18 protein-coding genes, 3 tRNA genes, 2 rRNA genes and 1 pseudogene are annotated in these 23,773 nt (G+C 35.2%); 9 read left to right on the top strand and 15 right to left on the bottom strand.

Annotation, left to right across the window (positions count from 1 at the left end; genetic code table 11):
* Positions 1-11: 11 nt before the first annotated feature.
* The 3 genes from A9G23_RS00115 (at position 12) to dusC (ending at position 3,130) form a co-directional block, all read left to right on the top strand.
* Positions 12-1,331 (top strand): amidohydrolase, encoded by a 1,320-nt coding sequence (locus tag A9G23_RS00115; RefSeq protein ID WP_065585686.1) that lies wholly within the window; start codon positions 12-14, stop codon positions 1,329-1,331.
* A 78-nt stretch (positions 1,332-1,409) separates the two neighbouring features.
* Positions 1,410-2,186, top strand: a complete 777-nt coding sequence (locus tag A9G23_RS00110) for a molybdopterin-synthase adenylyltransferase MoeB (protein WP_065585685.1) — start codon at positions 1,410-1,412, stop codon at positions 2,184-2,186.
* Positions 2,183-3,130: a tRNA dihydrouridine(16) synthase DusC gene (gene dusC / locus A9G23_RS00105; RefSeq protein WP_065585684.1), complete on the top strand. Its 948-nt coding sequence runs from the start codon at positions 2,183-2,185 to the stop codon at positions 3,128-3,130. Before A9G23_RS00110 ends, dusC begins: the two co-directional genes overlap by 4 nt.
* Before the next feature lie 2 nt (positions 3,131-3,132).
* On the opposite strand, the gene A9G23_RS00100 is transcribed toward dusC, so the two are convergent.
* Both A9G23_RS00100 and murJ read right to left on the bottom strand, forming a co-directional pair.
* Positions 3,133-4,113, bottom strand: a complete 981-nt coding sequence (locus tag A9G23_RS00100; protein ID WP_065585683.1) for a hypothetical protein — start codon at positions 4,111-4,113, stop codon at positions 3,133-3,135.
* 353 nt (positions 4,114-4,466) lie between these two features.
* Positions 4,467-6,005, bottom strand: a complete 1,539-nt coding sequence (gene murJ, locus A9G23_RS00095; protein ID WP_065585682.1) for a murein biosynthesis integral membrane protein MurJ — start codon at positions 6,003-6,005, stop codon at positions 4,467-4,469.
* 637 nt (positions 6,006-6,642) lie between these two features.
* Here murJ and A9G23_RS00090 point away from each other — a divergent pair.
* Entirely contained in the window at positions 6,643-8,202 is a 1,560-nt protein-coding gene (locus tag A9G23_RS00090; protein ID WP_065585681.1) for an AbgT family transporter, read from the top strand.
* 23 nt (positions 8,203-8,225) lie between these two features.
* Positions 8,226-9,461: a peptidase T gene (gene pepT, locus A9G23_RS00085; RefSeq protein WP_065585680.1), complete on the top strand. Its 1,236-nt coding sequence runs from the start codon at positions 8,226-8,228 to the stop codon at positions 9,459-9,461.
* Between the two features lie 134 nt (positions 9,462-9,595).
* On the opposite strand, the gene A9G23_RS00080 is transcribed toward pepT, so the two are convergent.
* The 8 genes from A9G23_RS00080 to znuA form a co-directional block, all read right to left on the bottom strand.
* Positions 9,596-9,671 (bottom strand) — tRNA-Lys (locus A9G23_RS00080).
* Positions 9,672-9,803: 132 nt separating this feature from the next.
* The gene (gene ybgF, locus A9G23_RS00075) at positions 9,804-10,541 is read right to left on the bottom strand and encodes a tol-pal system protein YbgF (protein ID WP_065585679.1); all 738 of its coding nucleotides are present in this window, start codon (positions 10,539-10,541) and stop codon (positions 9,804-9,806) included.
* A 65-nt stretch (positions 10,542-10,606) separates the two neighbouring features.
* Positions 10,607-11,086, bottom strand: a complete 480-nt coding sequence (pal, locus tag A9G23_RS00070) for a peptidoglycan-associated lipoprotein Pal (protein ID WP_065585678.1) — start codon at positions 11,084-11,086, stop codon at positions 10,607-10,609.
* Positions 11,087-11,244: 158 nt separating this feature from the next.
* Complete coding sequence (tolB, locus tag A9G23_RS00065) at positions 11,245-12,540, bottom strand: Tol-Pal system beta propeller repeat protein TolB (protein WP_065585767.1); 1,296 nt, start codon at positions 12,538-12,540, stop codon at positions 11,245-11,247.
* A gap of 416 nt (positions 12,541-12,956) precedes the next feature.
* Positions 12,957-13,766: a bifunctional DNA-formamidopyrimidine glycosylase/DNA-(apurinic or apyrimidinic site) lyase gene (gene mutM, locus A9G23_RS00060; RefSeq protein ID WP_065585677.1), complete on the bottom strand. Its 810-nt coding sequence runs from the start codon at positions 13,764-13,766 to the stop codon at positions 12,957-12,959.
* Positions 13,767-13,775: 9 nt separating this feature from the next.
* Positions 13,776-16,109 carry a bifunctional glycosyl transferase/transpeptidase gene (mrcB, locus tag A9G23_RS00055; protein ID WP_065585676.1) on the bottom strand — a complete coding sequence of 778 codons (2,334 nt, stop codon included), beginning with the start codon at positions 16,107-16,109 and terminating at the stop codon, positions 13,776-13,778.
* 131 nt (positions 16,110-16,240) lie between these two features.
* Complete coding sequence (gene mepM, locus A9G23_RS00050; protein WP_065585675.1) at positions 16,241-17,593, bottom strand: murein DD-endopeptidase MepM; 1,353 nt, start codon at positions 17,591-17,593, stop codon at positions 16,241-16,243.
* A gap of 27 nt (positions 17,594-17,620) precedes the next feature.
* Entirely contained in the window at positions 17,621-18,529 is a 909-nt protein-coding gene (znuA, locus tag A9G23_RS00045; RefSeq protein WP_141669969.1) for a zinc ABC transporter substrate-binding protein ZnuA, read from the bottom strand.
* Positions 18,530-18,670: 141 nt separating this feature from the next.
* Between znuA and znuC the strand changes: the two genes are divergently transcribed.
* From znuC to A9G23_RS11690, 4 genes and pseudogenes are all read left to right on the top strand, one after another.
* Positions 18,671-19,405, top strand: coding sequence for a zinc ABC transporter ATP-binding protein ZnuC (gene znuC / locus A9G23_RS00040; protein WP_065585674.1), 735 nt, complete (start codon positions 18,671-18,673; stop codon positions 19,403-19,405).
* A 39-nt stretch (positions 19,406-19,444) separates the two neighbouring features.
* Positions 19,445-20,245: a zinc ABC transporter permease subunit ZnuB gene (gene znuB, locus A9G23_RS00035; RefSeq protein WP_065585673.1), complete on the top strand. Its 801-nt coding sequence runs from the start codon at positions 19,445-19,447 to the stop codon at positions 20,243-20,245.
* Between the two features lie 122 nt (positions 20,246-20,367).
* Entirely contained in the window at positions 20,368-21,891 is a 1,524-nt protein-coding gene (locus A9G23_RS00030) for a YifB family Mg chelatase-like AAA ATPase (protein WP_065585672.1), read from the top strand.
* 65 nt (positions 21,892-21,956) lie between these two features.
* Positions 21,957-22,094: pseudogene (locus A9G23_RS11690) on the top strand (IS481 family transposase); the annotation flags it as partial.
* Positions 22,095-22,522: 428 nt separating this feature from the next.
* On the opposite strand, the gene A9G23_RS00025 reads toward A9G23_RS11690, so the two are convergent.
* The 5 genes from A9G23_RS00025 to A9G23_RS00005 all read right to left on the bottom strand — a co-directional run.
* Positions 22,523-22,861: a DUF413 domain-containing protein gene (locus A9G23_RS00025; RefSeq protein ID WP_065585671.1), complete on the bottom strand. Its 339-nt coding sequence runs from the start codon at positions 22,859-22,861 to the stop codon at positions 22,523-22,525.
* A gap of 133 nt (positions 22,862-22,994) precedes the next feature.
* A tRNA-Trp gene (locus A9G23_RS00020) sits at positions 22,995-23,070 on the bottom strand.
* A gap of 8 nt (positions 23,071-23,078) precedes the next feature.
* A tRNA-Asp gene (locus A9G23_RS00015) sits at positions 23,079-23,155 on the bottom strand.
* Positions 23,156-23,187: 32 nt separating this feature from the next.
* Positions 23,188-23,303 (bottom strand): 5S ribosomal RNA (gene rrf / locus A9G23_RS00010).
* A 169-nt stretch (positions 23,304-23,472) separates the two neighbouring features.
* Positions 23,473-23,773, bottom strand: a 23S ribosomal RNA gene (locus tag A9G23_RS00005); the annotation flags it as partial.

Below are 23,773 nucleotides of genomic sequence, written 5' to 3'. Positions count from 1 at the left end.
GATTTTAACGTATGACAAAAGAAGAACTTAAAAAAAAGGTTTGTAACGCAATAGCAAGCCGAAAAGCTGATATCAAAGCGATTGCTCAGTCAATTTGGGCAGAACCTGAACTTGGTTATAAAGAACACAAAACCGCTAAAAAAGTCGAAGAAGCCTTTGAAAAATTGGGTGTACCATTTAAAAATAAATTAGCTATAACTGGCGTAAAAGGTCGCTTAAAAGGTGGAAAAGGTAGTAAGTACAGCATTGCTGTTATTGGCGAGCTTGATGCCATTATTTGTGCTGATCACCCCGCTGCTGATGAAACATCTGGCGCTGCACACTGCTGTGGGCATAATGCGCAAATTGCCAATATGATGGCAGTCACGATGGGATTAATTGATGCAGGGGCTATGCAATTTTTAGCGGGTGATGTTGTACCCTTTGCGGTACCTGCTGAAGAATATGTCGAAATTACTTATCGTAATCGCTTAATTGAAGAAGGTAAAATCAAATATATTGGAGGCAAACCAGAGCTAATTTCGCGGGGGGAATTTGATGATGTTGATATGGCACTGCAAATACACTTAACTAGCGTACCCCATGACCGCCAAAATGGTTTTATCGAAATATCAACCACCAGTAATGGTTTTATCGGTAAACTGATTCAATATAAAGGCGAAGCGTCACACGCGGCGGCTGCACCACATGCGGGTGTCAATGCCTTAAACGCAGCAATGATGGGAATGATGGGTGTGCACGCGATTCGCGAAACTTTTCAAGAAAAAGACTATATTAGATTCCACCCAATTATTACCCAAGGTGGTGATTTAGTGAATGTGGTTCCAAGCGATGTCAGAATGGAAAGCTATGTACGAGCTGGTAATGTGCCCGCCATGATTGATGCCAATGAACGAATTAATCAAGCACTAAAAGCAGGCGCTATGGCGGTTGGGGCAACCTGTGAAATTAAAGACTTGCCTGGCTATCTACCATTAAATAACAATCCAACACTTAACGAGCTGTTAAAACGTAATGCCGAAGCGTTAATTGGTAAAGAAAATGTTTCGGTTGCCCCTCATATGACAGGAAGCACAGATACTGGTGATCTATCCCACATTATGCCAGTTAGCCATCCATGGATTGGTTCGGTTCGCGGTGTTTTACACGGTAAAGATTATACCGTATTTGATGAAGAGATGGCTTACATCCGTCCTGCGCAAATGATGGCCTGTACAATTATCGATTTACTTTATGACGACGCCAAACCAGCACAAACACTGATGTCAGGATATAAACCACTCATGACCAAAGAAGAATATTTAACATTCCTATCTGGCTTTGACAAATAATCTTAATAGCTTGGCACATCATTGTGCCAAGTTTCTGTTATAATGCTTTTTCATCATTAACCACAATAAACACCCACTATGCAAGAACTGACTGATCAAGAACTGTTTCGTTATGATAGACAAATCACATTGCGTGGTTTTGATATTGATAAACAACAAATATTAAAAAACAGTTCAGCACTGATCATCGGTTTAGGTGGACTCGGCTGTGCGGCATCGCTCTATTTGGCTGCATCAGGTTTAGGTAAATTAACGTTAGTTGATTTTGATACCATATCAAAATCCAACTTAAATCGACAAATTTTATATACCGAAAAGGCTATCAATCAATACAAAGTCGAGGTTGCAAAAGAAGCCTTAACCAATATCAATGCCAATACGTTAATTGAAACAATGCATCAGCAACTTGACGATGACAAGCTCATTGCGCTTATCAAACAGCATAATATTGTCATCGACTGTACTGATAACTTAGTGACACGAGAGCAAATTAACCGTTGTTGTTTTCATGTAAAAAAACCGCTAGTTTCTGGAGCAGCTATCCGTATGGAGGGGTTATTAAGCGTATTTACTTATCAACCTGATGAACCTTGTTATCACTGTTTGAGCCGCTTATTTGGTCAAGATCAACTCACATGTGTTGAAGCGGGTGTCATGGCGCCACTTGTTGGCATGTTTGGCACCATGCAAGCCTTAGAAGCCATCAAAGTGCTAACCCAATATGGAAAACCATTAATTGGTCGTGTATTAATGATTGATACAATGACAATGGAATTTAACCAAGTTAAATTTACCAAACAACTTAACTGTCGCATTTGTGGAAATAGTCATACTACTAATCAGGTTTCGCAATGAAAATTAATCGCATTATTTTAGCGCCTATGGAGGGTGTGCTTGATTATCAAGTCAGACAACTTTTAACTTCAATTAACCAATTTGATTATTGTGTGACTGAATTTATTAGAGTAACCCATCATAAATTATCTAATCGAACCTTTTATCGCCTATGTCCTGAGCTTTACCATAACGGAAAAACTAAATCTGGCACGCCTGTCCGGGTGCAAATTCTTGGCCAGTCGCCAGAATGGATGGCTGAAAATGCCGTTAAAGCTATTGAATTAGGCTCTTATGGTATCGATATCAATTTTGGTTGCCCAGCCAAAACGGTCGTTGGCAGTCACGGAGGCGCTTATTTATTACAATATCCCGAGCAGATATTTAATATTGTTAGCCAAGTAAGGCAAGCAATTGGGGCAACGCATAGATTATCAGTCAAAATTCGCTTAGGGTGGAATAATAAATCACATTGTCACGACATCGCCAGTGCCATTGAACTTGCCGGTGCCAATGAAATTGCTATTCATGGCAGAACCAAAGAAGACGGTTATAAAGCCGAAAAAATAGATTGGCAAACAATAGGTCAAATTAAGCAACAGCTAAATATTCCCGTTATTGCAAATGGTGAAATTTTTTCTATTGAGGATGCAAAAAATTGCATAAACCAAAGCCAAACTAACGATATTATGCTAGGCCGTGGTATTTTAACAATTCCTAACTTGGCCAATATGATTCGGACTGAACAATCAGCATTCAGTTGGCAACAAGTGATGGCAATTTTAATCCACTATGCGACATCCTCCATTGATGACGTTAAACCGCTTTATCATTCTGCACGCATCAAACAGTGGCTTGCTTACTTAAAACAGCACTATGCTCAAGCAGCAGACGTCCTACAAAATATTAGAACACTCAAATCACAGCAAGATATCGGTGATTTTTTAAGAATCAGTAGTAAATAATTTCAATTAAAGCCTATTTGGCCTTTTGACGGCATAGCAAAGTAATATTTAGTTATACATCGAACAATCATACAAGATAAAATAGATGACCACAACCATATCGCAAGTGGTAACAAAATTAATACATAAAGGCCTAGGCTATTTATCCGACTAATAAAATAAGCTATGTTATATATTACTAATAAAAATATAATACCCGTAGTTAATATCAAAATATTAGTTACAATTGCACTTTTAATAATTCTATCTGATTGCAAGACAACAAAGGTTCGTTTAAAAAAATCTTTCGTTAACAACACAATCATTAAAAAATTGATCACGTAACTCACTAATAGTAAAAATACATTTATCCAACATGAGGTGTCGTGCTGAAATTGTTGGAGTAGCATGTCTAACAAAAATGAAGAAAGGGTAATGAAAAGAAAAAAGAAAAATGCTAAAAACAATATAAAATGAATTTTAGGGCTATTTTTGGGAGTAAGTTCAAAAGGGTATTTTTCTTTATCAAACCAGTCACTAAATATTTTAATATAATAATAAATCAATAAACTATACAAACCACAAGATAACAAGCTGGAAATAATTATTATTAGATAAAACCATGAATCAAGGTAAATAATATTGACAAATAGGATCTGATACACTATTTGACATTGTTCTAATAAAAAACTCACGATATGAATAAGGACTATCTCAATTATTAATAATCCGAGATTTTTCAGTGTGATGATATGAATATTCATTCGATAAAAAACAATAGATGAAACGACAAAAAACAGCAAACATAGAGGAATTAAATTCAATAATTGATGTAAAATATATTGATTAAAAATAAACTCCAATAAATCATTAAGCTCATCAAAAAGAGGAACAACAAATCTTATAATTGAGAGTAATACGCTTGAAATAGCAAACAAGGCTATAAAAATCAAAGGGAGTTTAAAAAAAGATAATTTTTGCATTTTACCTCTCAAATCTGCCATTTTTTGCTTAATAAATTCTTATTAATAATTATTTAATAATTACCACTTGAATTATTGGCAATCAAAATAATATAACAAATATTCTTCTCACAATAGAAAAAGGAATTATCTCAAAGGGATAAAATGTAGCTTATCAATAAATAACTCTAAATAAGAAAAAAATCATCACAGATAAAAAACTAAATGAGAATTCACTAGACATTTAACAAGTCCATTAATTTACTAATCGGTTAATTGCCAATGAAAGAAAGACACCTTATTCATTTTAATTTTCTATCAATTTTATATTTAAACATACTGTTTTCTGAAACTTTTTGACAAAATTTAAAATCATTTTTATTCGATGCTCATTGTTAGTCAACTCTTTTAATAAAATGTTTTATCTTAAGTCCCATTGCAATCAATGAGGCAAAATAGACAAAAATCCCTACAATAACCAATAAAAATAATCGCCCCATACGAACCAACATTGAACCGGTTGACCAGTCAGGTAATAGCTGCGAACCAAACCATAACACTGTGGACATTAATATTACCGCAATAATGACTTTAATTAAAAAGTGATACCAACCAGGTTGGGGTTGATAAAGTTGTTTTTTACGCAGTTGCCAATACAATAATCCAGCATTAAAGCAAGCGGCTAAACCAATGGATAGTGAAAGGCCTGCATGCTGTAATGGCCCAATAAAAACGAGATTCATTAGCTGTGTTAAAATTAACGTGACAATTGCAATTTTGACGGGAGTTTTAATGTCCTGACGCGAATAAAATGCGGGTGCTAACACTTTAATTAAAATCAATCCAAGTAGACCAATAGAATAAGCCACTAAGGCTCGCTGTGTCATCAATGTATCATGTAAGGTAAATTGACCATATTCAAATAAAGTTGATATAAGCGGTAGAGAAATAACACCTAATGCAATCGTGCTAGGTAAAGCTAATAAAAAACAGAGGCGTAGGCCCCAATCTAACAGCTCCGAATATTGATTATGATCGCCTTTAGCAAAGCTCTTGGCTAACGATGGCAATAATATGGTACCTAATGCCACACCAAGTACACCGGCAGGGAATTCCATTAATCGATCCGCATAATACATCCACGAAACCGAGCCAGAAACGAGAAATGATGCAAAAATCGTATTAATAATTAATGATATTTGCCCAACAGATACGCCTAAAATTGCCGGCGCCATCTGTTTTAAAACGCGCCAAACACCGCTATCTTTAAAACTAATACGGGGCAATACTAGCATGCCAATCTTTTTTAAATAAGGTAGCTGATAGAGTAATTGCAAAATTCCGCCAACTCCAACCGACACGGCAAGTGCTAATACGGGAGGGTTAAAGTAAGGTGTTAAAAATAACGTGAATATAATCATACTCACATTGAGTAGTGTTGGCACAAAAGCGGGAACCGAGAAACGATTCCATGTGTTGAGTATAGCGCCAACAAGTGAAGCCAGTGATATAAAAAAGATATAAGGAAAGGTTATACGCAACATGGTCGTTGCAAGTTCAAATTTTTCAGTTGACTCTTGCATAAATCCTGGTGCTGTTAGCATAATAATAAAAGGTGCTGTGACAACACCAATTAAGGTAACAATAGCTAATACTAGCGTTAATAATCCTGCAATATAAGCAACAAAAGTACGCGTTGCTTCAATACCTTGCTGATTTTTATATTCAGCTAAAATAGGCACAAAGGCTTGTGAAAAAGCCCCCTCTGCAAAAATACGACGCAGTAAATTAGGAAGTTTAAAGGCAACAAAAAAAGCATCGGTCGCCATACCAGCACCAAAAAAACGTGCAATAATGGCATCACGTACAAAACCTAATACGCGAGAGACCATCGTCATTGAACTAACTGTGGCTAAAGATTTTAAAAGATTCATATTCAATTTATATACAAAGTATACAGCCTAAAACCGATAATTGAACATAGTCTACAAACTATTACTTTAAATCACCATGCTTTTTTCAATAAACTTAGCTTTTTACAAATCAAACTTATAGCTGATAAATTTAACCCTATTTTTTGCAAAAGTAATGCGTTGTATTACCTTGATAAACTTAGGTATCTAACCACCATTTAGAGCTAATAATGAATTTTCACCAAAATGAGGGCATATTATAGGTAGCCTTAATAAATGGGAATATGTTAATTAATATATTAAACTCTGATGTTTATTATTTTACTCAAAAACTACATTCTATTATTAAAACCAAGTAGTCAATATGTAATTTTATGATCGTACTTACAATTAACAAAAAAATGTAACAAAAGTGAATAATAGCTCGCAAATTAACCCTAATACCGTTTAAACGATATTAAAGATCAATGAGTACAATACTTAGCTACATGCGTATTAACGTTAGTTTAAAGATAAACTTATCTACAAGAATTGTAGTGTAAAAAAGCTTCAGATAAAAGCGTGTTTAAGTATAAAAATATAGCGATTTGTGTTATTTACCAGCATAATAAATCTGTGTTAAATTATCATTCCGAATAATATTTACACTAATTTTATCATGAATCAAACAACTAATCCGTCGCCGATAAGAACGGGTGGCTTTCTAAATACTATTGAACGAATTGGCAACAAAATTCCCGATGTAACAACACTGTTTTTTTATGCCTTAATTATCTGTTTTGTAGCTTCTTTATTACTCTCTTTTGTAAACTTTAATTACATTAATCCTGTTACGCAAAATAAACTTGTTGTTGTCAATATGCTGGCTCCCGATCATTTGGTCACTTTTTTTACCAAGATGGTGCCTAATTTTGTCTCGTTCCCACCACTTGGCATTACAATTGTGGCAACATTAGGTATTGGTATTGCTGAAAGTAGTGGTTATATCCATGTGCTACTTAAAAAATTATTGGCTATTACCCCTAAAAAATTAGTGACACCATCAGTTATTTTTGTCAGTATGGTTTGCCATATTGCTGCTGATTCGGCTTATGTGATTTTAATGCCTGTATCAGCAATGATGTTTTATGCAATCGGGCGTCATCCACTGGCGGGTATTGCAGCTTCATTTGCAGGCTTAGCTGGTGGTTTTAGCTCAAGTTATACACCGTCAATTATCGATCCAATTATGCAAGGCTTTACCCAAAGTGCCGCACAAATTATCGACCCCTCTTATCAAGTTAATGTCCTTTGTAACTACTTCTTGAGCTTTGGCGGTACCTTTTTTGTATTATTAGCTTGCTGGTTTGTTACCGATAAAATCGTTGAACCTCGTTTAAATGCAACCATGCCTTTAAATAATGATTTAAAGTTAGATAATATTGCCAATTCGCCAGCGATCACGCCAGTTGAAAATCGAGCATTTAAAGTCGCTTCAATTGTCTTTTTAGTGATTGCTATTGGTTTGGTTTTATTATTATTACCAGAAAACTCTTTATTACGTGCTCCTGATGGAAGTATGACAAGTAATAAAGCACCAATTATGCAAATTATTGTGCCACTATTGTTTATATTTTTCGCCATTCCAGGTTTAATACACGGTTTTATAACCGGAGCATTTAAATCGTCGCGCGATATTGTAAAAGCGATGGAGAACATCACAAAATCTCTTATTCCATTTATTGTTTTTGCGTTCTTTTGTGCGCAATTTTTATATGTCTTTTCTCATTCACAAATTGGAACATTAATTGCGATTAGCGGTGCTGAGTTTTTAAAAGCGTTGCATCTACCTTCAGTGGTCACAATCTTTGGCGTGATAATTCTAACAAGCATGTTAAATGTGTTAATTACTTCTGCATCGTCAAAATGGGCCATATTAGCACCGATTTTTGTACCAATGCTTATGTCAGTTGGCATCTCACCAGAACTAACGCAAGCGGCTTATCGTATCAGCTCGGCAGTTAATGTTAGTACACCTATGTTTGCTTTTTATCCTTTGATTATTGCTTATTGCCAGCAATACTGCAAAAACACCGGAGTAGGCACATTAAGTTCGATGATGATTCCTTATACCGCCGCGCTACTTATTGCATTAACGGTAAACTTATTGCTCTTTTGGTTCTTAGGTCTACCCATTGGTTTTGACAGTGGTTATGCCTATCCACCCGTAAATAATTAGTTGCCATAAGGAGTCAACCTAAGATGAATAATATTACCGAACAATTAGTTGAGCGTTTTTTACGTTATGTCAACGTTCCAAGTCAAAGTGCTCTTGGATGTGCGCATGTACCCTCAACCCCAGGACAAACAGAATTAGCCAAATTACTCAAACAAGAGTTGATCAAGCTTAATTTACAAGATGTTCACCTTGATGAGCATAGTATTGTAACGGCTAAACTACTAGGCAATAATCCAAATGCACCCAAAATTGGTTATGTTGCCCATCTTGATACGGTCGATGTTGCCTTATCAGATAAAATCAACCCACAGAGAGTGACCTTTACCGGTCAAGATATCCTGTTAAATAAAGATAAAAATATCTGGTTTAAAGTTGATGAACATCCTGAATTGAATAAGTATCTTAATGATGAATTGATTGTCACTGATGGAACAAGTGTACTTGGTGCTGATAATAAAGCCGCCATTGCCGTTGTGATGACAATGTTAGATCAATTACAACAACAAAACCTTACACATGGCGATATTTATGTGGCATTTGTACCTGATGAAGAAGTAGGCTTAAAGGGTGCTAAGAAACTTGATTTAAATCGCTTCAAACCTGATTTTGCTTATACAATCGATTGTTGTGAACTAGGTGAAGTTGTTTATGAAACTTTCAATGCTGGCTCTGCAACTATTGAAATTACTGGTGTATCTGCGCATCCAATGTCAGCAAAAAATGTTTTAATCAACCCTATCCGTGTAGCTAATGATATTATTAACTGTTTTGATAGTTTCGAAACACCTGAACATACCGCAGGTAAAGAAGGTTATTTTTGGTTTAATGATATTGTTGGTAATCAAAGTACCACAACATTAAAAATGAGTATTCGTGACTTTGATTTAGCTAAATATGAAGCACGTAAAGCTTATATCCAAGAAGTGGTGGGCTTTATTAGCCGAAAATATCCAAGGGCTAAAATTGAGTGTAAAATTACCGATACTTATAGCAATATAGCTAACTATTTGGGTAATGACCGTCGCTGTATTGATTTGATTTATCAATCATTTGAGCAACTCAATATTCAGCCAAATACGATCGCTATGCGGGGGGGAACGGATGGCTCAGCACTTTCTGCTAGAGGTCTTACAACACCAAATTACTTTACTGGTGCACATAACTTTCATTCGTGCTTTGAGTTTTTACCATTATCATCATTTCTTAAATCTTTTGAGGTAACGATGAAAATTATCGAATTAGCCGCCAAAGCTAAATAATATAAAAAAGGGGGATATCTCCCTTTTTCTCCCTTTTAAGCATACTAATAAATTTAGGGATTTATTCTGTTCAAGGTTCAAACATTGAAATAGTGTTAACTAAAAATGAAGTAATTGAAGATTGATGAGATAAATGGTGGGTCGTGAGCGATTCGAACGCTCGACCAACGGATTAAAAGTCCGCTGCTCTACCGACTGAGCTAACGACCCATTTGACAAAAACCACTTTACCTTTAATGCTTAAAGCTACAAGCGATTTCGGGTTGGTATAATACTTATAATTATAATACTACGCAACCCTTTTATTGCTATTTTCACCCAATAGCTGGTTATTTGTACATTTTACTTTAGTGATGCTAATTTTTTATTGGCACGATCAACTACATTTTTATCTTTGGGGTATTTATTTACCACTTGTTGGAAAACAGTTTTAGCTTTTTTAGTCTCCCCTTTATCAAGTAAAATTAATCCTACTTTATAAAGGCTATCAGCAGCTTTCGGAGAAGATGGAAAATCCTTTACTACGGTTGCATAATAAAATGAAGCATCGTCTCTTTTGCTTTGTTTATATGAAAGTTGTCCAAGCCAATAATTAACATTAGCTCGGTACTTAGATTTTGGATAAGTTTGTAAATACTTTTGGAATGCAGCAATCGTCTCACTATTTTGTTTGCCATCATTAACAAACTGAATTATAAAATTATAATCGGCTTTATCATCACCTGAAGTTCTCCATCCAGACAAATTTGATGGAGATGTTGATGGAATAGTGTCAACAGGTTGGACGGAACTATCTTGTTGTGAATCAAAACGGGTATTTGATGAAAATCCAGAACCATTATTCATTTGCTGAAAAATCATTTTTTGGCGTTCAATTATTTGATTAAGTTGGTATTTCGTTTCTTCTAACTGACCACGAAGGGTATCTACATCGGCTTGTAAATCGCTAATTTTTTGTTGGTTTTCTATCAATAATTGCCCTTGAGCTTGAATCGTTCGCTCTACGTCAGAACTACTTGCGGCACAGCCATAACCAGTGAATAATAAAAATAAGAACAATGTGAGTGTTTTTTTATGCATATTATTAAACTCGATGTGAACTTAAAAAACATAACGGCTGAATAATCAGCCGTTATAAGACGCTATTAATAACCAGCATAGGTTACTACAGCACGACGGTTTTTAGCATAAGCTTCTTCATCATGACCTAACACTGCTGGTTTTTCCTTACCATAAGAAACAATTTCCATTTGGCTTGCAGAAGCTCCATTACCTTGTAGATATGATTTAACAGCAGCTGCACGACGCTCGCCTAATGCAATATTATATTCTGGAGTACCTCGTTCATCGGCATGACCTTCAATAACAACTTTTACATTATTTGTACGAATAAATACAGCATGCGCATTTAATAATGTTGCATACTCAGATTTAACATTATATTTATCAAAATCAAAATATACCGTGTTGATTTGTTGTAATTTTTGAAGTTGCTCTAAAGCTTCTTTTGATAAAGAACCGTTAAAATTACCACCAGCATTGCTGCTACTATTAGATGAACATGCAGTTACAGCGATTAATGGTAAAGCAACCACGGCTACTTTAAGAAATTTAGAAAATTGCATTGTATTAACTCCTTTTTTAATAAATTATAACCTATATATCTAACCATCCTCAAAGTAACACCCGTTACCGCACCGAAAGATTAGAAGTATATATTATAACGACCTTATGCTTTACACAATTTTAATAATTACAATGTTGCATAAATTTCAATCTTTTCTTATAAATATGGCGACCATGCTGGGAATTTTACTTGCCCATCAGTTGCCGGCAACCTTGCTTTAAAATTGCCATCGGTAGAAACAATATTCAAAATTGTACCTAACCCTTGAGATGAACTATAAATAATCATAGTACCGTTTGGCGCAATGCTTGGCGTTTCATCTAAAAAAGTATCGGTTAAACGTTGATAAGTTTTTGTGTCCATATCATAGCGAGTAACATGTTGCTCACCATTATTGGTTGATATCATAGCAATAAAGGAGCCATCAGGAGACACTCGAGCATTCTGATTCTGCGTATTATCCCAAGTTATTCTTTGAGATGCACCACTATTGATATTGATACTATATAATTGAGGACGTCCGGCTTGGTCAGAAGTGTAGACAATAGTTTGATTATCTGGCATCCAAGATGGTTCTGTATCATTGCTACGACTAGAAGTGATTTGCGTGATTTTTTTGCTACTTAAATCCATCATATATAAATTTAAACTTCCTCCTTTAGATAAAGCAAAAGCTAATTTACTACCATCTGGAGAAAATGCTGGAGCGCCATTATGTTGAGGAAAAGATGCAATGGTTTGAACGGCGCCACTATCCAAAGTTTTTAACACCAATGCAGAATGGCCTCCTTCAAAAGTTACATAGGCTAATTTTTTGCCATCTGGTGACCAAGTAGGAGACATTAATGGTTCTTTAGAGCGATGAACAGTCATTTGATCATAACCGTCATAATCCGATACTCTTAATTCATGTGAAAAAGGTCCCTTAGTTGTTTTAACAACATAAGCAATTCGTGTTCTAAATGCTCCCTTAATACCAGTTAGTGTTTCAAAGATTTCATCACTAGCTGTATGCGCCGCATAACGAACCCAGCGTTTCTCAATAGAAAATTGGTTTTGTGCCAGAACTGTGCCAGGACGATTAACCGTATCCACTAATTGATAAGTTATAAGATATTTCCCCGAAGCATCGGGTTGAATCGAGCCAACAACAACAGCTGAAACACCAAGATTATTCCATACCGTAGGGGTAACCTCTGAAGCAGTTGTTGGTTTTTGAGGCATTTGATTAATTTCAACTGGATTGAACTTCCCACTATTACGCAAATCAGAAGCAATAATATCTTCAATGATTTGTGGAGACTCTCCACCGCCAGTCCATTTAAAAGGGGCAATAGCTATTGGTTTAGCAGAGCTCACACCATCAGTAATAATAATTCTGACTTCAGAATTCGCCATCGTGGTAAAAAATAAAATAAAACAAGTTGTCAAAAAGCGATAAGCAAATTTGATCATCTTAAATTCCTTAATAAAAACAAGAGATATTGAATTAAATTAAACATAAACCCATAAAAAACACAAAATAAACTCCTTTGAAAATTAATATACTGCCGATAATTAACTCCATATATTAAATTTTACAAACATCAACAAAATTACAGCCAAAAAGATAAACAATATAGGATAACAATTCCATAGCCTTTAAAATAAAAAATTTCTGTAAGATTAATGGTTTTACTTCATAAACTAAACAAAGTAGCAATAAAAATAATTATTTTAATTATGGTTGTCTATACTAATCCTATTTAAATAAGGTTTAAAGAGTTTGAAAAGATATTTTTATACATGAAAAAGAGCGGATATATCAAAAAGTTTATAATTGTGATCTCAACCATAAGGAAATGAGAATTTTGGTTAAAAAGATGCCATTATTTTTGGCAATTCTCACAATAAAAAGTATTACGCTGTCCTATTTTTTGTGATTTTATTTCTGTACCACAAATTAGGCATGGCTTGCCATCCCGTCCATAAACGAGTAACTCCTGTGCAAAATATCCAGGTTTGCCATCAGACTGAAGAAAATCCTTTAGTGTTGTTCCGCCTTGTTCAATTGATTTGGTAAGAACTTGTTTAATGGAAGCAACCAATCTTTCAAATTCATTAAATTGTAAAGTGTTGACTTTGCGATTAGGATTAATTTTAGCCATAAATAACGATTCAGAAGCGTAAATATTACCGACTCCAACCACAATATGATTATCCATAATCCAGCTTTTAATGGGTACTTGACGATTTCGGGCTTTTTCGAATAGATATTCCACCGTAAATTCATTACTTAAAGGCTCTGGTCCCAAATGTTGTAATTGAGATATTTCGCCTAATGAATTTGCCCAAAGCCAAGATCCAAAACGCCTAGGATCGGTATAACGTAATATGACGCCATTTTCTAAAATTAAATCGATATGATCGTGCTTTTCTGCTTTTTGGCAGTTTTGTAAAATACGTAAACTGCCTGACATTCCCAGATGAATCACAATCCAATTGTTAGATAGCTGTAATAATAAATATTTTGCACGCCGTTTTATATCTAAAATAACTTGTCCATGAGCATTACTTATAGCCCTATCCACTGGCCAGCGTAATTTAGATTGTCGAATAATAATTTTATCTATAGTTTGTCCCTTTAAATACGGTAAGATGCCTCGGCGACTTGTTTCAACTTCTGGTAATTCAGGCATATTTTCCCCCTAGTTATTTAATAGGTCTGTAACCCAAGTTGGCGCTTGCTGAGCAGGAACTGACTGGTTATTGCTAGTACATAAGCTCTGAGGATTAATCGTCCATACCGGTAAAGAGCGAATGCCACTTCCATTACATTGCCACTGTCCATCACTATCAATAGGTACCATAAAAATATTTTGAGGTTGTGGCGGTACTAATTTCTTTGGTAGGTTATTTTGTAAATATGCACTATAAATTTTTAAGGCGCCAGTTGCCCCTGTCAATTTCATTGGGGAATGATCATCTAAACCAATCCAAATAACAGCAACATTTTTACCGTCAATCCCTGTAAACCAGCTATCACGAGAATCATTACTTGTTCCTGTCTTAGCCGCTAAATTAAACGAACCATATTTAGCTTTTAATGAACGAGATGTCCCCGAATTAACCACTTGTTGCATAGCATAAGTCGTTAAATAAGCCGATTGTTGAGATACTGCCTGAAGCTGTTGTGGATAGCTTTGATAAACAAGCTCACCTTTATCCGTCAATACATATCTTAAAATAGAAAGTGGAGAACGTTGACCATTATTAGCTATCGTTTGAAACATCTGTGCTGTTTCTAACGGTGTTAATTCTAAAGCACCAAGTAACCTTGATGGTAAATTAGGTATACGCTCTGCTGGTACGCCCAACGCTTGTAAAGTATTCTTTGTTGCATCAAGCCCCAATGCCATACCTAAATTAACAGTCGGTACATTGAGTGAAAGCGCTAGGGCATCAACCAACATAACACGACCGCGGAATTTACGATCATAATTTTTCGGTTCCCAATACCCCCCACCATCAAGCTTAATCGATAAAGGATTATCGTTAAGCCAAGTATTAAGTTGGTAATGATCGGGTTGTCCAAGTGCGGTTAGATAAGTTGACGGTTTAGCTAATGAACCTATTGCTCGCTGAGTTAACCAAGCACGGTTATAACCCGGATAACGAGGTTCTGCGCTACCAATAATTGAGCGAATTTCCCCAGTCTCACGACTCACAATCACCATTGCTGTTTGTAATTCTTTATTGGTTAATGTACGCAGTTTCTCAATTTCGTTAGTGACCGCTTGCTCTGCAGCGGATTGAGCCACAGGATCAAAGGTGGTAAAAATCTTCATACCAGACAAATGATCTGCTTTATCACCTAATTGTTTCCGAAGCTCACTACGCACAACTTGCATAAATGCTGGTTGTGGCGAAATCACACCACCTTTGGGTAAAACAGATAGTGGGCGCTGACTTAATAAAGTATACAACTCATCATCAATAATACCTTGCTGCTCAGCAAGTTTTAAAACCACATTACGACGTTCGATAACTTGTTGAGGTTGTGTCCAAGGATTATATAACGAAGCACCTTTTACCATACCAACTAGTACTGCTTGCTGATCCAATGTAAGCTCATTAACTGGACGACCAAAATAGTAAAGACTTGCTAATGGGAAGCCATGAATCTCCTCACTACCCGCTTGTCCAAAATAAACTTCGTTTAAATAAAGTTCTAAAATACGCGCTTTACTATAACGGCCATCCAAAATCAGTGCCATATAAGCTTCGCGTATTTTACGGTTTAAACTACGCTCATTAGTTAAAAAAAGATTTTTGACGGTTTGCTGAGTTAATGTACTACCACCTTCGGTACGGCCTGTTGTTAAATTAACAAAAATAGCACGACCTATAGAATATAGACTTACACCATGATGATCATAAAAACGTTTATCTTCCGTTGCAACTAATGTTTGTAACAAAGAATCAGGAAACTCCTTTAATGGAACAAATAACCGTTGCTCGCCATTTGGAGAATGCATCATAGTAATTAATTTAGGATCAATTTTAAGCAATCCAAAATCACGTCCTGTTTCTAGATTTGTGATACGATCAATACGATTTTCATAGAAAGTGATTCTAACTCTAAACGCTTGCTCCTCACCATCAGGAAAAGTAAAAGGTCGACGGTAAACTTCAACCGCATCATTACTTACAATAAACTCACCTGGGCGAGTCGCTTTAGTATCTTGCTGACGATATTGAGCACCAACTAAAATTGTAACCACATCATTTAAACTATATTCACTATCAGGCTCAAGATCAATAATTTGACCATAAACTGCAGCCGGCAACTCCCACACATTACCATCAATCCGCTCTTTGATTTGTTGATCGAGATAGACACCATAAATAATAGCTACTGAAGCAAAAACGAGAAATAACTTAAATAATAATGTTAAAAATCTTCGCCAAAGTGTAGTCTTTTTATTTTTTTTAGACTTTTTAGCAGATCGCTTTTTTGTTGTTTTAGTTGATGTGTTCAAACTGCACCTAACATTTATTATTCAATAATAATTAGCTTATGATAACATAATTTTTTAAGGATACCTTGCCCTTCTTTTTGTAAAAAAATTTCAGGTAATGGGATGTTTAAATATAAAATAAATATATAAATTTAAAAATTTAGCTGTGAGCTAATACTTTTAACTTTTGACAAGAACGCCTTTTTCGACTTACCTGTTAGTCCTTCCGAAATAGGTAAGCTTGCCGTTAATGGATTAACAGGTTTATTATTAATATGTAATTCAAAGTGCAAATGCGGGCCTGTGGAACGACCTGTGTTTCCTGATAGTCCAATTTTATCGCCTTGCTTAATTTGCTGACCTGGTTTGACTAAAATTTTATCCAAATGCATATAAGTTGTCATATACTGCCGACCATGCCGAATAGCAATATAGTTACCAGCTGAACCACTATACTTAGCAATGACTACTTCACCATTACCAACGGATAATACAGGCGTGCCACGCGATACCGCAAAATCAACACCATTATGAGGCGTGACAACACCGGTAACGGGATGTAAACGGCGTGGATTGAAACCTGACGAAACCCTGGCTTGCTTAGCTAAAGGGTAACGAAAAAAACTTTGCGATAAGCTGCTACCATTAATATCATAATATTTACCATCATCAGCTAAAATAGCATAATAATCTTTGGTTCCATTTTTAATACGAACACCTAACAACTGACTATTAGATAAACTTTTACCATGCATTTCTCGTGTTAAAATGACTGAAAATTTATCACCAACTTGTAATCGACGAAAATCTAAACGCCACTGTAAAGCGCGAGTAATAATTCCAATTTCATTACTGGTTAACCCACTTTTGCGAGCATCAGCAACAAAACTAGTTTTTATGTCACCTTTTATAACAATATCTTGTGGCACAACTTCAATTGTTTCGGAACTTTCTACAAAATTATCGCCCGATTTTTCATAGATTCGAATATTATTACTTGATATTGCCCAACTAAAAGTTAGCAAATTATGATTATCATCAGTCGTCCAACTAATTTGTTGACCTATCCTTAAATTTGCTAGTTGCTTAAATTTTGTCGTTAATTGATAGATATCATTTCGATTAACATTATAGCGAATTAAAATATCATGCAGAGTATCACCGCGCACAATAGTATATTGTACAGTGTTATCTTTATCATCAACGATGTCATCTAATTCATCTTTAACAATCTCATCTTCAGGAACATCAGATGATTCAGTAACAGTAGCAGATTTCCCATTTACTATCTCAACTATTCCATCACCAACAACAGAAGAATGAGCATTATCATTTACAGTAGTTTCAACTTGAGGCGTTAATGGAACATACAGCGTTCGTTCCAAATTGAGTGGAAACCACAAAGCGGTAAATAAAATAACAATAAAAAGAACTCCCAATATTGAAAAATAGGGAATTTTAAAATTATTTTTTTCAATAACAGGGGATTTTTTTTTCCTTGCCAAAATTAACCTTACTATTTATTACTAAAACTAATTTTTATCTAAACAATCCAACAGTTGCTGTGTTAAATTTGATAAAAATTGTGAATATGCATCTTTTGAAAGAGCTATACTCGTTCCTAATGGATTCAATTCTCCAATTCGAACATCTGTTCCATTCACTAATTTTTCAATAACTGCAGGGCTAAACTGTGGCTCACGAAATACACATACTGCTTGGTGTTCTTTGAGCTGCTGTTGAATAGCATAAACTTTTTGAGCGCCAGGCTGAACTGCTGGATTTATAGTAAAACTGCCTAGCTTTTTTAATCCAAACTGCGCTTCAAAATACCCATAAGCGTCATGAAACACAAAATACCCTCTATTTTGTACGGTAATTAGTTTTTTTGCAATGTTTTGTTCTGTTTCTGCAAGCTTAATGTTGAATTCGTCTAGATTTTCGTCAATTAATGCACTTTTATCGGGATACAGGATAATAAGCCTATCATGGATTGATTGAGCAATAATCTTAGCAATTTTAGATGAAAGCCAAATATGCTCATCATATTCACCATGGTGATCTTGCTCAGCGGCATCATGAAAATGTAAATCTTCATCCTTATGCTCATCATGACTAGTTCGAAGCAACAATTTAATCTCTGGTATTGCCATTAATTCAATTTGCTTGTTCGAATTAATATTCTTTAAAATTGTTGGCATAAAAGCTTCCATATCTTCACCAACCCAAATCACAAGTTCTGCTGATTTAAGTTTAGTCAAATCAGATGGTTTTAAATAATAGGTGTGGGGAGATGCACCATCAGGAAGTAAAATATCAGTATCAGTCACTCCTGAAGCAATGGCTTCAGTAATAAACCCAATGGGTTTTACAGACGAAATAACTTTCGCATTAGCGTAATTAGCGATACTTTGTATAAACACTAATGAACCAAGTATCATTAAAAAATAGGCTAATTGTCTACTCTTTCGTACAATATATTTTTTCACATCATTATCCTATATTTATAAAATATGGTGGAATAGAATTATTTATTGTTATAATATAACATAACATATTTATAGGCAAGAGCTCTTAACAAGATGAAACCACTCATTTCGCTTGATAATGTATCGGTAGAAATTGACCACAAAAAAATATTATATGACGTTTCGTTAGTAATACATCTTAATCAAATTATTACATTAATTGGACCTAATGGTGCAGGTAAATCGACTCTAGTAAAAGTCATTTTAGGTTTAGTTCCACATACTTCAGGAATAATCAAGCATTCAGCTAATTTAACAATTGGCTATGTGCCGCAATCAATCAACTTAAATTCAACTCTTCCTATTACTGTGAAACGTTTTATGCGCTTAAATAAGCACTTAAATAACGAGGATATTGTTAACATATTATCCATGGTAAAAGCTGAATATTTGATCAACACATCGATGCATCAATTATCCGGAGGAGAATTACAGCGTGTTTTACTAGCTCAAGCCTTAGCAAAGAAGCCTCAATTATTGATTCTTGATGAACCAACTCAAGGAGTGGATGTCAATGGTCAGGTACTATTATATGATTTAATTGCTAATGCAAAAAAACACTTTAATTGTGGCATATTAATGGTTTCGCATGATCTTCATTTAGTCATGGCAAAAACCGATGAAGTAATCTGTTTAAATCATCATATTTGTTGCTCTGGTACACCAGCTGTTGTGTCTAATGATCCTGAGTTTATTTCTCTCTTTGGTCGACACGGAGCATCACAAATCGCCGTTTATAAACATCATCATAATCACCAACATGATTGGTGCAAACACAATATTGAGTAAAATAAGACAATTTTTTGCCTAGTTATGGAGAGAAAAATAATGATTGAGTTACTATTACCATCTTTATTAGCAGGATTATGCTTAACCAGCATAACTGGCCCTTTAGGTGCTTTTGTTGTTTGGCGTAAAATGTCCTATTTTGGCGATACTCTATCCCATGCAGCTTTACTTGGTATTGCATTAGGCTTTTTACTCAATATCAATTTATTTTATGCAATCATTTTTGTGACCCTTTTACTAGCTTTAGGATTACTTTGGTTAGAAGCTCAAAAACAACTTCCAATTGATACTTTACTTGGTATTTTAGCTCATAGTGCCTTATCGCTTGGTTTAGTAGTAATTAGTTGTATGGATAATATTCGTATCGACCTGATGGGATACTTATTTGGCGATCTTTTATCGGTAACTTATTCAGATCTTTATCAAATTACTATTTGTGTAGCATTTATTGGCGCTTTATTGCTTTGGCGATGGAATGACATTTTATTTATTACTGTGAGTGAAGAGTTAGCTTTTAGCCACAGTATTAATGTACAAATGACAAAATTACTTTTGACTTTACTTTTAGCATTAACAATAGGCCTATCAATGAAATTTGTTGGGGCACTAATTATTACCTCTTTGCTGATCATTCCAGCCGCAACAGCCAAATATTATTCAAAGACTCCCGAAGCAATGGCGTTAATTGCAATAATAATTGGTATGTTATCAGTCAGTTCTGGGCTGATGTTGTCATTTATTTACGACACGCCAACAGGCCCATCAATAGTATTAAGTAATACTTGTTTATTTTTTATATCATTATTTATTTCAAAACTAACTCTAAATAAAAAAAATTGAAATTATTGCAAAATCGGCTCATTTATTGTGTGGCATATCCATTAATAAAAAAGCTTTAATGGTTGGATCAATATTCTCAAATATCATAATGATACAATTCAACATGTTGATAATTAAAAACTATGTCACTTGCAATTATTTATACTCGAGCATCTATTGGAATACAAGCCCCCTTAATAAACGTTGAAGTTCATATTAGCAATGGATTGCCAGGCTTTGTTTTAGTAGGTCTACCTGAAGCAACTGTTAAAGAAGCTAAAGATCGAGTTAGAAGTGCTATTATTAATAGTGGTTTTAACTTTCCAGCTAAAAAAATAACGGTTAACTTATCTCCAGCAGATCTACCAAAAGAAGGAAGCCGCTTTGATTTACCAATAGCTATCGCTATTCTTGCCGCTACCGAACAAATTCCGACAGATAATTTATTACATTATGAGTTTTTGGGTGAGTTAGCGCTCTCAGGAAATATTAGAGCTGTCAAAGGAGCAATCCCAGCAGCTATTTCTTCTAAAAAGAAAAATCGCACCTTAATTATTTCAGTAGAAAACCAATCTGAAATTTCTTTGATTCACCAAAACAATACATTAATCACTAAAAATCTACTAGAGTTATGTCAATATTTATATAAAGAAATTGATTTACCAACAGTTCAATATCGTGAATATCAAGATATTGATAATAACTTAGCTAATCTACAAGATATAATTGGGCAGGAACACGCCAAAAGAGCTTTAGAAATTGCGGCAGCAGGAGGCCACAATTTATTATTAATTGGACCGCCTGGAACGGGTAAGACGATGTTAGCGACTCGTTTAACATCTTTATTACCCCAATTATCTGATGATGAAGCACTTGAAAGTGCAGCAATAACTAGCCTTGTTAGTTCAAATGGATCAATTAAGAACTGGCGTAAGAGACCCTTTAGATCACCTCACCATAGCGCATCAATCGCAGCACTAGTTGGAGGAGGCACGATTCCCAAACCAGGAGAAATTTCACTAGCACATAATGGAGTATTATTTTTAGATGAATTACCTGAATTTAATCGAAAGGTATTAGATGCTTTGAGAGAACCCATTGAATCTGGTGAAATCATCATTTCAAGGGCAAATGCAAAAATAAAGTTTCCTGCTAAGTTTCAGTTAATAGCCGCAATGAACCCAAGTCCAACAGGACATTACCAAGGAACACATAATAGGACGACTCCACAACAAACTATACGTTATTTAAATCGGCTTTCAGGACCATTTCTTGATAGATTTGATATTTCTATTGAAGTTCCTTTATTACCAAAAGGTACACTAAGCCAAAAAACTACTTCATCAGAATCGACAGAAACGGTAAAAAAGCGAGTTTTACAAGCAAGAAATATTCAGTTTAAGAGAAGTAAGAAATTAAATAGTCAGTTAAGTACAAATGAAATTCAAAATTACTGTCAATTATCAAATGAAAATAATGAATATTTAGAACAGGCATTGATTAAATTAGGACTCTCTGCTAGAGCATGGCATCGGATATTAAAAGTATCGCGCACAATCGCTGATTTACACTTATCAGAAAACATAGAAAGAATACACATTTCAGAAGCATTAAGTTATCGTTCTATGGATCGATTATTAATTCAATTACATAAAAACATTGGTTAAATTGTAATAGTTTTTATTTAATCTGACGTTTGGGTTATTTTATAACACAAAAAGGAGAGTCAGAAATGAATCAAACAGCAAAAATCATTAAACCTAAATGAGGACTTTGAGAACTTGTTAAACAGTTGGGTAACATTTAACAAACCTGTAAGGTAATGGGCTATAGCGGTGATAGTTATTATCATTTAAAAAAACTTTATAAGTAAGGCAGACAGCTGGCACTTCAAGAAATTAATCGTAAAAATCAAATCATCCCGTAAAGCTTACCGTAAGATAGAAAGCCAACATCTTAGTTACTTAGATGCACAAGACACTTATTCTTTGAAGCATATCAAAAGGATTGATAAAATATACTAATAAATGGTCGAAAAGCAGTTCATGCTTATAGGCTTGATATCAATTTAGAGAAAACTGAGCAATTGCTTAAATTTTATAATAAGGAAAGTACACTTTCAGGTAAGTACTGTTATGTAAAAAACACCGTGACAAACTTGGATGGCGGCAAAAAAGCTTGTCAGGAGAAGCAATTGGATAATTTATTATATTCATCGGAAGCTCATTTGGCTAAAATGAAATCCGATGAATAATTATTGCATATCAGATTAATTTTGAACTACTACAGTTAAAAAAATTAGTCATCATTATCTACAAAATCATCAGTCACATCAACTTGTGGTTTTCCGCCGGATAATGTATGAAATCGTTTTGGTTTATTTATACGAGAAAGATATTTCAGCCACGTTTTTTCAAAATCAGTAGTTGGTTCTTTTTTACCTTTGCAAACGGCTACAAATGATTTTTCTTCTGCTGTAGAAGGTTTTCTGGTTTCTGCATCAAGATCTTTAAAAGCACAACCATGCTTTTCTAAAATCAAAGCTTCCTTGATAGTAAAATCCCCATGACGGGAAAAACCTCTTGGATAATTCTTAGTATCAAAAAAACGTTGTTGACTTACAAAACTCTCAGCCATATTCTATCCTCTAGATTGTAAAAGTATTTTGGCGGGAATTATAATTAACTAAGCTAATCTGTAAACAAAATTCTTTTATTTATATGGATGAAAAAGACTAAATGACTAAAATTAGAACAAATTATCATTTTTTTGGCAGGGGCGGAGAGTCTCGAACTCCCAACACCCGGTTTTGGAGACCGGTGCTCTACCAATTGAACTACGCCCCTAAATAAGGTGGCGGAACGGACGGGGCTCGAACCCGCGACCCCCTGCGTGACAGGCAGGTATTCTAACCAACTGAACTACCGCTCCACCGAATTTGGTATGTATTTAAATATTTAAAAGTCTGGCGGCACCCTACTCTCACATGGGTAATACCCACACTACCATCGGCACTACGGCGTTTCACTTCTGAGTTCGGCATGGGGTCAGGTGGGACCACCGCGCTATTACCGCCAGACATATCCTGTCTTCTCTTCTTCTACATCAATGATGCTATAATAAAATATTATACCTCTTCACCATCAATATCTCAATCCAGAACAAACTGCTTTATCATTCTTTAATCAACCTCAGTCAACCTAGAATATTAAAAACTCTCGCGTAACCCCAAAACAACTCCGAGTTGTAAGGTTAAGACTCTCGGTTCATTAGTATCAGTTAGCTCAATGTATCACTACACTTACACACCTGACCTATCTACGTCTTAGTCTCAAACGGACCTTACTGAATCTCTTCAGGGAAAACTCATCTCGAGGCTAGTTTCGTACTTAGATGCTTTCAGCACTTATCTATTCCGCACGTAGCTACCGGGCAATGCAATTGGCATCACAACCCGAACACCAGCGGTGCGTTCACTTCGGTCCTCTCGTACTAGAAGCAAACCCTCTCAATTTTCCTACGCCCATGGCAGATAGGGACCGAACTGTC

It is taken from the genome of Gilliamella sp. App4-10, from assembly GCF_001690495.1.
Lineage (GTDB): Bacteria > Pseudomonadota > Gammaproteobacteria > Enterobacterales > Orbaceae > Gilliamella > Gilliamella apicola_G.
This window is presented reverse-complemented; position numbering and strand designations above follow the sequence as displayed.